At 61.9% G+C, this 8,970-nt stretch carries 9 protein-coding genes, 5 tRNA genes and 1 other RNA gene; 1 reads left to right on the plus strand and 14 read right to left on the minus strand.

From position 1 onward, the window contains the following. The 12 genes from VD811_08940 to VD811_08995 all read right to left on the minus strand — a co-directional run. The coding region (locus VD811_08940) for an AAA family ATPase (GenBank protein HXV21098.1) at window positions 1-400 on the minus strand (400 nt) is incomplete at its 3' end. 77 nt (window positions 401-477) lie between these two features. Further along, an RNA gene (gene ffs, locus VD811_08945) (signal recognition particle sRNA small type) lies at window positions 478-576 on the minus strand. A 48-nt stretch (window positions 577-624) separates the two neighbouring features. After that, window positions 625-712 (minus strand) — tRNA-Ser (locus VD811_08950). Between the two features lie 198 nt (window positions 713-910). Beyond that, window positions 911-998 (minus strand) — tRNA-Ser (locus VD811_08955). Window positions 999-1,044: 46 nt separating this feature from the next. Beyond that, window positions 1,045-1,527, minus strand: coding sequence for a tRNA adenosine(34) deaminase TadA (gene tadA, locus VD811_08960; protein ID HXV21099.1), 483 nt, complete (start codon window positions 1,525-1,527; stop codon window positions 1,045-1,047). An 18-nt stretch (window positions 1,528-1,545) separates the two neighbouring features. Further along, window positions 1,546-1,622 (minus strand) — tRNA-Arg (locus VD811_08965). A 40-nt stretch (window positions 1,623-1,662) separates the two neighbouring features. Continuing rightward, a complete protein-coding gene (locus tag VD811_08970; protein HXV21100.1) occupies window positions 1,663-2,166 on the minus strand; it encodes a DUF2155 domain-containing protein in 504 nt (167 codons plus the stop codon). A gap of 52 nt (window positions 2,167-2,218) precedes the next feature. After that, window positions 2,219-2,312: transfer RNA gene (locus tag VD811_08975), tRNA-Ser, on the minus strand. A 71-nt stretch (window positions 2,313-2,383) separates the two neighbouring features. After that, window positions 2,384-2,469 (minus strand) — tRNA-Ser (locus VD811_08980). 12 nt (window positions 2,470-2,481) lie between these two features. Beyond that, window positions 2,482-3,753: a serine--tRNA ligase gene (gene serS, locus VD811_08985; protein HXV21101.1), complete on the minus strand. Its 1,272-nt coding sequence runs from the start codon at window positions 3,751-3,753 to the stop codon at window positions 2,482-2,484. 123 nt (window positions 3,754-3,876) lie between these two features. Further along, window positions 3,877-4,461, minus strand: coding sequence for an HD domain-containing protein (locus VD811_08990; GenBank protein HXV21102.1), 585 nt, complete (start codon window positions 4,459-4,461; stop codon window positions 3,877-3,879). A gap of 126 nt (window positions 4,462-4,587) precedes the next feature. Then, entirely contained in the window at window positions 4,588-5,460 is an 873-nt protein-coding gene (locus VD811_08995; protein HXV21103.1) for an EamA family transporter, read from the minus strand. A gap of 162 nt (window positions 5,461-5,622) precedes the next feature. Here VD811_08995 and VD811_09000 point away from each other — a divergent pair, with 162 nt between their 5' ends. Beyond that, a complete protein-coding gene (locus VD811_09000; GenBank protein ID HXV21104.1) occupies window positions 5,623-7,029 on the plus strand; it encodes a class II fumarate hydratase in 1,407 nt (468 codons plus the stop codon). Between the two features lie 92 nt (window positions 7,030-7,121). Here the strand turns inward: VD811_09000 and bfr are convergent, their stop codons facing one another. Beyond that, window positions 7,122-7,589: a bacterioferritin gene (bfr, locus tag VD811_09005; protein HXV21105.1), complete on the minus strand. Its 468-nt coding sequence runs from the start codon at window positions 7,587-7,589 to the stop codon at window positions 7,122-7,124. Between the two features lie 177 nt (window positions 7,590-7,766). Then, window positions 7,767-8,693 (minus strand): DMT family transporter, encoded by a 927-nt coding sequence (locus VD811_09010; protein HXV21106.1) that lies wholly within the window; start codon window positions 8,691-8,693, stop codon window positions 7,767-7,769. Window positions 8,694-8,970: the final 277 nt, after the last annotated feature.

The raw sequence follows: 8,970 nt of genomic DNA on the forward strand, positions 1-8,970 counted from the left end.
TGATGGAGAGCATGTGGACTTCGTCGATGATGAATATCTTGTAGCGGCAGCGGGAAGGAAGATAACGGATATTTTCGCGCAGCTCGCGCACGTCATCGACACCGGTATTGGAGGCACCGTCGATTTCAAAAACGTCTCCTCCCTGGCCGGCGGTGATTTCCAGACAGGAGGGGCATTCGTTGCAAGGGGTCGGGGAAGGCCCACGGTCACAATTGAGGGCCTTGGCCAGGATACGGGCGGCGGAAGTTTTGCCCACCCCCCGGGCACCGGTAAAGAGAAAGGCGTGATGGACCCGCCCCGTTCGGATGGCATTCCCCAGGGTCTGGCTGACATGTTCCTGGCCAACCAGGTCCTCGAAGCTCTGGGGGCGCCATTTGCGGGCCAGTACCATATACGACATGGGGCGCAAGGGTCTCCGTAGCGATAAAGTGGGAGTGGCGCAGCAGGGAGAAACCGGAATGGATTGCCGGCACAAGTGACAGCCAGGCGCCCCCGCGGCACACGACTGGGGCCGCTGCCGCTGCTCCCTTCCGGGCCTGACGGGGTTCGCGGCCGTCCGTTGCGCGGGACCCGGCTGTCACTTCTGTCGGCAATAGGCGCCGGTCTTTTCGGGGAAAATGAAACTGGCGGAGAGGGAGGGATTCGAACCCTCGGTACCTTGCGGTACACACGATTTCCAATCGTGCACCTTCGGCCTCTCGGTCACCTCTCCGCAGGGTGTGCAGGATACAACAAGGGGGTAGAGCTGTAAAGGATTTTCTGGCCGGAAACGACCGGAACGGAGACGCTTTTACCGGATTTGTCGTGACTTGTCAACAGGGCATGGGCAGACAGCTTGTGCGATGGGCCTAGCGCCGTCGTTTGGATTCGAAAAGAGGCCAGCCGGTCACGGCTGGCCTCTTTTCACTTCTGGCGGAGGGGGTGGGATTCGAACCCACGGTACCTTGCGGTACAACAGATTTCGAGTCTGTCACCTTCGACCTCTCGGACACCCCTCCGCATGAAGCGGAACCTGCTCCGTGTCTCCCGCATCCGGGAAAGCGGTTAATTTTGAGCTTTTTTCCGGGCACGCAGCGACTGGAAGAAACCGCTCAGCAGTTCGGAGCACTCATTGGCGAGCACCCCTTCCGTGACCTCGACCCGGTGATTGAACCGCTCGTCACGGGAGAAGTCGTAGATGGAGCCGACCGCCCCGGCCCGCGGGTCGCGACAGGCGAAAACCAGGCGCGGAATCCGGGCCAGGATGATCGCCCCCATGCACATGACGCAGGGCTCGAGAGTCACGTAGAGCGTACATTCGAGCAACCGCCAGGAGTCGAGCGTCGCAGCAGCCTGCCGGATGGCAATCATTTCGGCATGGGTGGTCGGATCGTTGCTCGCTTCCCGCAGATTGTAACCGCGGCCGACAACCTCGCCCCCCCGGACGACAACGGCCCCGACAGGAACCTCACCCAGCCGTGCTGCGGTTTCGGCTTCCACCAGGGCCTGCTGCATGAAGCCCCTGTCCTGAATATCGGCAAGACTCACGGGGTTGGCTTTTTAAAGTGGCGCGCCACGAGAGATTCGAACTCCCGGCCTTCTGATCCGTAGTCAGACGCTCTATCCAGCTGAGCTAGTGGCGCGCATCGGAATTTGAATTTATCGCCGAATTCGTCCCGCTTGTCAATCTTTTTTTGCTATGGCCGGGACAAAATCAACGAGAGTGAAGCTGTATCGGGGGTGCTGAAAGGCATGAGTTCCTGGATAGAGACTGAACAGCCACCCCTTGAAAACTTCTGCTTTCCCTTCGCTGATGACGATTTGCGCGGCCGGATTTCTGGTTTCATTGGAGGCGGAGGTCATGGTGGTACCATCCATGATGAACGCCGGCAGAAAATTTCTCACCTTCAGAACCAGTCCGCTGTCGGGCAGAGCGAGCTCGGAGCCGATTTCGATGGTGTACACTTGTTCCTTGTTGTGGTCCTTGTCCAGCACGGCAATCTTGACTGCCGCCCACTTTCCCTGAACCTCGCCGGGAACAACCACCCGCGCCTCAGACTTCCGGGCAGGCGGCACGGCCGCCGGCGCGACCTCCTTGCTCGGCTTTTCCTCCTGTTTGCCGCAACCGACGACTGCAGTCAACGCGGCAACCAGCAAAAGGAGAGCAAACCGTGTCGGTCCGGGCATTCAGTACCTCGCATATTCCTGCCGAATGCGGTTGCGCACGGCAGCTTAAAAATGGCGGAGAGGGAGGGATTCGAACCCTCGGTACGGGTTTACCCCGTACACTCGCTTAGCAGGCGAGCGCCTTCAGCCGACTCGGCCACCTCTCCATTTATTTGCCGTTTATTCTGTTTTATCTTCTGCGTCCGGCCTCCCAGCCGAATCCTTTGATTGCGAGGACTGGCGGAGGAGGTAGGATTCGAACCCACGGTGCTTTCGCACAACGGTTTTCAAGACCGCCGCCTTAAGCCACTCGGCCACTCCTCCGTGAATGTCTCGTCAACCGCCGATGCGCTCCATCCCCCCCATGTAGGGGCGAAGCGCTTCCGGAATGAGCACCGAGCCGTCGGCCTGCTGGTAGTTTTCCAGTATGGCCACCAGCGTCCGGCCGACCGCCAGCCCGGAACCGTTCAAGGTGTGCACAAGCTCAGGTCGCCCTCCCTCTTCACGACGGAAGCGAATGGCGGCCCGGCGCGCCTGAAAATCCCGGAAATTGGAGCAGGAGGAGATTTCCCGGTACGCTGCCTGGCCCGGCAGCCAAGCCTCGATGTCGAATGTCCGGGCGGCGGAGAAGCCGAGATCGCCAGTGCAGAGATCTACGACCCGGTACGGCAACTCCAGTCGACGCAGGACCTCTTCGGCGTTGTCCAGCAGCTTCTCCAGTTCCGCGTCCGATTCCTCCGGCCGCACGAACTTGACCAACTCGACCTTGTTGAACTGGTGCTGGCGGATCAACCCCCGGGTATCCTTGCCATAGGAGCCCGCTTCCTTGCGAAAGCAGGGCGTATAGGCGGCATAACAGACCGGCAGGTCGGCTCCAGCCAGAATCTCATCCCGGTGAATGTTGGTCACCGGCACCTCGGCGGTGGGAATGAGAAAGTAATCCGGCCCCTCGACATGGAAAAGATCGTCTTCAAACTTGGGGAGCTGTCCGGTCCCCGTCATGGACTCCCTGTTTACCATAAAGGGCGGCAGAATTTCAATATATTTGTGCCCCAGGGTATGCAGGTCGAGCATGAAGTTGATCAGCGCCCGCTCGAGGCGCGCCCCTGCTCCCCGATAGAGGGCGAAACGGGCACCGGTCAGCTTGCCGGCCCGCTCGAAATCGAGAATGCCGAGCTGTTCGCCGATGTCCCAGTGCGGCTTCGCCGGGAAATCGAACTCCCGTGGCACCCCCCAGCGGCGGACCTCGCGGTTGTCAGCCTCGCTGGAGCCGACCGGGGAGGACTCGTGGGGGATGTTGGGGACCATGAGCAGAAGGTTCTGCAACTCCTCTTCGACCGACTTGAGTTCATCGTCCAGACTCTTGATCCGTCCCGAAACCTCCTTCATGCGGGCGATCTCACCCTGCACCCCGCTTTTGTCCTTCGTCTGGCCGATCACGACCGACACCCGGTTCTTCTCCGCCTTGAGCGCCTCCGTCTCGCCGAGCAGATCGCGACGTCGGCGGTCGAGTTCACGGAAAGCGGAAAGATTCACCGCCTCGCCACGGGTGGCCAGGCGCCGTTCCGCTTCGTCCAGGTTATCCCGAAGGTATTTGAGGTCAAGCATCGGTTCGCTCCGCTCCCCGGCAAAAGGTGAGTGGTGAGAGAAATTCATCAGATCATCGCAAAGGTGGATTTATTACCACTTCTGCACCCGTCCGTCAAGGTTCACGTTCCCCGGCGGCCATCCCTATTCCTCACTTTCTTTGCGCCCCTTCACCCACCAGTCGCTGTCGTCGTCAAACCACCACCGCGTCGAGTCGGTACTCCAGATCGTCTCCGCCAGGTGTTGCGCAATTTCGGTCTTCAGTCGGCGCACGGCGAAGGGGTACCACTCATCGGCATAACGGTTCCCCAGGTCCTTGTACTCCTTGAGGGCCAGGATCATCTCCAGTTGATCGGCATCGTGGGCGAGCAGCGACTCCCGGCTCTGCCGTTCGGAAAACTCGGCAATGACGCCGCTGTACTCCTCGCCGAAGGGAAGGGTGCGGGCCAGATCGGCCACCGCCTTCGCCTCGTCGACCTTGACGTACTTCTTGTTGACGTAGTTGAGATCGCCGGTGCGCGCCTCGGGGATGTCGTGGAACAGGCAGAGCTGAAGTACCCGGCCGACATCTGCCGACCCGTCCATCCGTGCCAGGGTATAGCCGATGATCGCGGTGCGGAAGGAATGTTCTGCCACCGATTCGGTCCCGGAACCAAGAAACTGGAAGCCGGTGCGAGGCGTTCGCTTGAGCATGCCGACTTCGAAGAAAAAATTCGCCAGATTCTTCATCCTCTATCCTTTCCCCCTGCAGGCGTTTTAAATTTCGTCACTGCCACAGGCCAATGTAACGCAAAGCCCCCGGGAAGCAAAGCCCGCAGAAAGAAAAAAAGCGAAGGGTTTTGCGTTGGAGGGGAATCAGCCGATACGGATCAGGAAGACGCCGGAAAGAATCAGCAGGGCAGCGGTGCAACGGATGCGGCCGCAGGTCTCGCCAAGGAAGAAGGTACCGATCAGCACGCCGATCAGCAGACTGACCTGGCGTACAGGCACCGCGTAGCTCATCGGCGCCAGCTTGAGGCCGTAGCGGAAGGAGAGGAAGGAAGCCATCATCACCGGTCCCGAAAGCAGGACCAGGGTCCGGCTCTGCCGCCATTCCAGCAGAATTCGGCCGCGGTAACAGGGACGCAGCAAATTGGCGCTCATCAGCAGAAGCATCCCCATCACCAGCAGGTAGGTGAAATACAGCGGAGAATAGGCCATGACGCCGGTCTTGTCGATCACCGCCCCGACCGAATAAATGAATCCGGCGGCCAGAGCGGCCTGCACCGAGGGGTCGATGAGACTGCGGAAGGGACGCAGCGCCTCGTCGAAGGTCAGACGGCGCAACTGCACGCAGTAGGCGCCGATCAGGATGAGCAGGATGCCGCCGACGCCGTGCAGCGAGAGACGCTCGCCGAGCAGCCAGACCCCCCACAGGGGAACGTAGAGCATCGCCGTCTGCGCCAGCGGGTAGGTGATCGAGAGGTCGCCCTTTTGATAGGCGCGGCCGGTGAAGAGGTGGTAGCCGACAAAGCAGACGGCCCCCGCCGCGGCGAGCGCCAGCAGGTATGCCGACGGCGGCGGAAAGGGTCCGGGGAGCCACGGCAGCAGCAGGTTGAACATCCCTGCCGAGAGGAGAAACATCCACCAGATGAAGACGGTCTTGTCCCGGCTGCGCTTGACCAGCAGGTTCCAGAGCGCGTGCATCAGGGCGGAGAAGACGATCAACAGGAAGGCGAAGTTGTTCATCGGCTCATTCTAGCGGAAGCAACTAAAATATGCGAAGATATTTTTAGCTATACTAAAATTCATGTCCGTCTCGCTGTCAACTCCGACGTTGACAGCCGGCGTCAGATTGCTATGCTCAATCTGCATTCAACAGGTTGCAACTGCCATTACACAAGGATGAGTATGAGCGATACCCGCATTGAAAAGGATTCGATGGGCGAGATGACCGTTCCCGCCGACGCCCTCTACGGCGCCCAGACCGCCCGGGCGCTGGCCAATTTCCCCATCTCCGGGTTGCGCTTCCCGCGGGCATTTCTCCGCGCGCTGGGGATGATCAAGGAGCGTGCCGCCCGGGTCAACCTCGAACTGGGCCTGCTCGACCGGGAACGGGCGATGGCGATCATGGAAGCCGCCGAGGAAGTGGTGCAGGGGGAACTGGACGATCACTTCGTACTCGATATCTTTCAGACCGGCTCCGGCACCAGCACCAACATGAACGTCAACGAGGTGATCGCCAACCGAGCCTGCCAGCTTCTCGGCGAGGGCATCGGCAGCCGTTCCATTCATCCCAACGACCACGTCAACCTCGGCCAGTCGAGCAACGACGTCATACCCACCGCCCTCCACCTGGCCGCCGCGGTGGAGATCCGCCAGACCCTCATCCCGGCTCTCTTCGCCCTGCAGGAGGCTCTCGGCGAGAAGGCGGAGGCCTTCGACGACATCGTCACCATCGGCCGCACCCATCTGCAGGATGCCGTGCCGGTGCGTCTCGGCCAGATATTCTCCGGCTACGCCCGCCAGGTGGCGCTGTCCATTCGTCGCCTGGAGGCGGCGGTCGAAGGACTGCTCGAGCTGCCGCTGGGCGGGACCGCCGTCGGTACCGGCCTCAACGCCCACCCCGAGTTCACCCGCCAGGTCATCACCGGGCTCGCCGGGGTGACCGGTCTCCCCTTCCGCGAGGCGGTCAACCACTTCGAGGCGCAGGCGGCCAAGGATGCGGCGGTAGCGGCCAGCGGCGCCCTCAAGGGTTCTGCCGTCGCTCTCTTCAAGATCGCCAACGACATCCGTTTCCTCGGCAGCGGCCCCCGCTGCGGCCTGGGCGAACTGATCCTGCCGGCGGTGCAGCCGGGCAGCTCGATCATGCCCGGCAAGGTCAACCCGGTGATGGCCGAAAGCCTGCTCCAGGTCTGTGCCCAGGTGGTCGGCAACGACGCCGCCGTCACCCTCGGCGGGCTCTCGGGCAACTTCGAGCTCAACGTCATGATGCCGTTGATCACCCATAACCTGCTCCAGTCGGTCTCCCTGCTGGCCAATGCCGCCGGGCAGTTCACCGAACGCTGCGTCAAGGGGCTGCAGGCCGACCGCCAGCGCTGCGAGTCGCTCATCGAAAAGAGCCTGGCCATGTGCACCGCGCTCGCTCCGGTGATCGGTTACGACCGGGCGGCGCAGATTGCCAAGAAGGCCTACGAGTCGGGAAAGACGGTGCGGGAGGTGGCCAGGGAGGAGCAGGTGCTGCCCGATGCGGAGTTGGAAAGACTCCTCGACCCACGTCCCATGACCGAACCGGGGGTGCCCGGGAAGACCCGATAGGCGGGGATATCCAATGGACAGACAAAAGGGAAGGCAAAGCGCCTTCCCTTTTCCTTGAAACGAAACAACCTGCGGGTAGCGGGATTCAGCTCTCAGCCGATCTGCTCGCCCAGGTAGACCTGAATGCCCATCTGCTTGATCTGATCCTGCTGCGCTTCGATCCAGTCGATGTGCGCTTCTTCGTCCTTGAGAATCGAATCGAGCAGCTCCTTGGTCCCGTTGTCGCCGGCTTCTACCGCGATCCGGATCGATTCGTTATACTTCTGGATGGCGTCGCTCTCGGCCGCCCAGTCGTTCTTGTGGATCTTCTCCACGTTGTCGCCGATGGCAAGCTTGCCCAGCTTGTTGACGATGGGTTTGCCTTCGAGAAACAGAATCCGCTCGATCAGCTTTTCGGCGTGTCGCATCTCCATAATCGACCGCTTCTTGATCTCTGCTTTCAGCGACTCGTAACGCCAGTTCTCGCACATCTCGGCGTGGAGAAAATACTGGTTAATGGCGGCCAGCTCCTCGGCAAGGCGGGCGTTCAGCTGCTCGATAACCTTCTCATTCCCTTTCATCCGTTCCTCCTTCGTCGGTTCATTGGATATCCGTCGCCGCCTCATCGGCGGCCGGTTCGGCTTATACCAATTACCAGACTTTTCCGGATGGTCAACCGGCCGAGGGCGGGAAAGCAGTGTTTTCCGCCAAAAAGAAAATTGTCCAATGCCAGGCAATTCATGCGGCCCTGCTGCAGGCTACTCCGGCAGCGACACCCCTGGCGCCGCCTTCGGCATCGACCGCCCCCAGCGGTCGCCGAACTGGACCAGCAGCAGTCCGGAGAGGATTGCGGCCGTCCCCCAGACGACCGCCGTGGCCAACGGTTCCCCGTTGAAGAGATGGCCGAGGAGCAGGGCGGAAACCGGCGTCACCAGGGTGATCAGGGCGACCTTGGTCGCCTCCAGCCGCTGCAGCACGTAGAAGTAGAGGACGAAGCCGACCACCGAGCCGCCCACCCCCAGGTAGAGAATCGCCCAGGCCGCCCTCGGCGGCACCTGCGCCGGCCACTGCGCCCCGACCAGCAGCCAGGTCGCGGCGATCAGTGCCGTCGCCACTTGCAGGCCGCCGGCGGTCACCGCCAGCGCCGACAGCCCGGTGTCGAGCCGCTTGAGCCAGACGGCGCTGCCCGACTGGATGGCCGAAGCGAGGACGATGGCTGCGATCCCCCAGAGGGCCTGCGGCCCGAGGCTCGCGCCCCGGCCGAAGATGGTCGCCAGGCCGATCAGACCCAGAGCCATACCCGCCAGCCGGGGCGGGGTCAGCCCCCGCTCGCGCAGGACGAAGGTCGCCAGTGCCCCGGTGATGACCGGCGTGAGCCCGAAGATCACGGCGATCCATCCGGAGGGGATGAAGCGGGCGCCCCAGTAGACGCAGCTCATCCCGCCCCATATCCCCAGCCCGCTCGCCAGATAGATGTGCAACGCTCTGCGGTGGCGGGGCAGCGGCACGCGCAACAGCAGCGCCAGCGCCAGACAGAGGACGGCGCCGATGGCCATCCGGCCGAGCAGGCCGAAGAGGAAGTGGCTCCCCTCCCCGCTCCACTTGATGGCGAGCGGGGTGGTGGTCCAAATGAGGATGACGCCGAGGTAGGCTGCCGGCACCAGCCGGTCGGTTCTGGTCTCCATCGTTTATCTCCCCCTCCTCCTGGCGGGAGGGCCGGGTCCAACATGGCGATTTATCGGTGATATAATAGGCACAAGACAGCAGTGCACCCCAACGTTCAAGGGAAGGAAGAAGCTGTCGGCTCCTTCCGGAAAGGAGACAGTCATGCTGGCCAAGGAACTGAAGCGTTTTCTCGATAACCGCAAGGTCGAATATGCCTCCATCAGCCACTCCCCGACCTACACCGCCCAGGAGATCGCCGCTGCCGCCCACATCCCGGGGAAAAACCTGGCCAAGACC

The organism is Desulfuromonadales bacterium, from assembly GCA_035620395.1.
Taxonomy (GTDB): Bacteria; Desulfobacterota; Desulfuromonadia; order Desulfuromonadales; family DASPGW01; genus DASPGW01.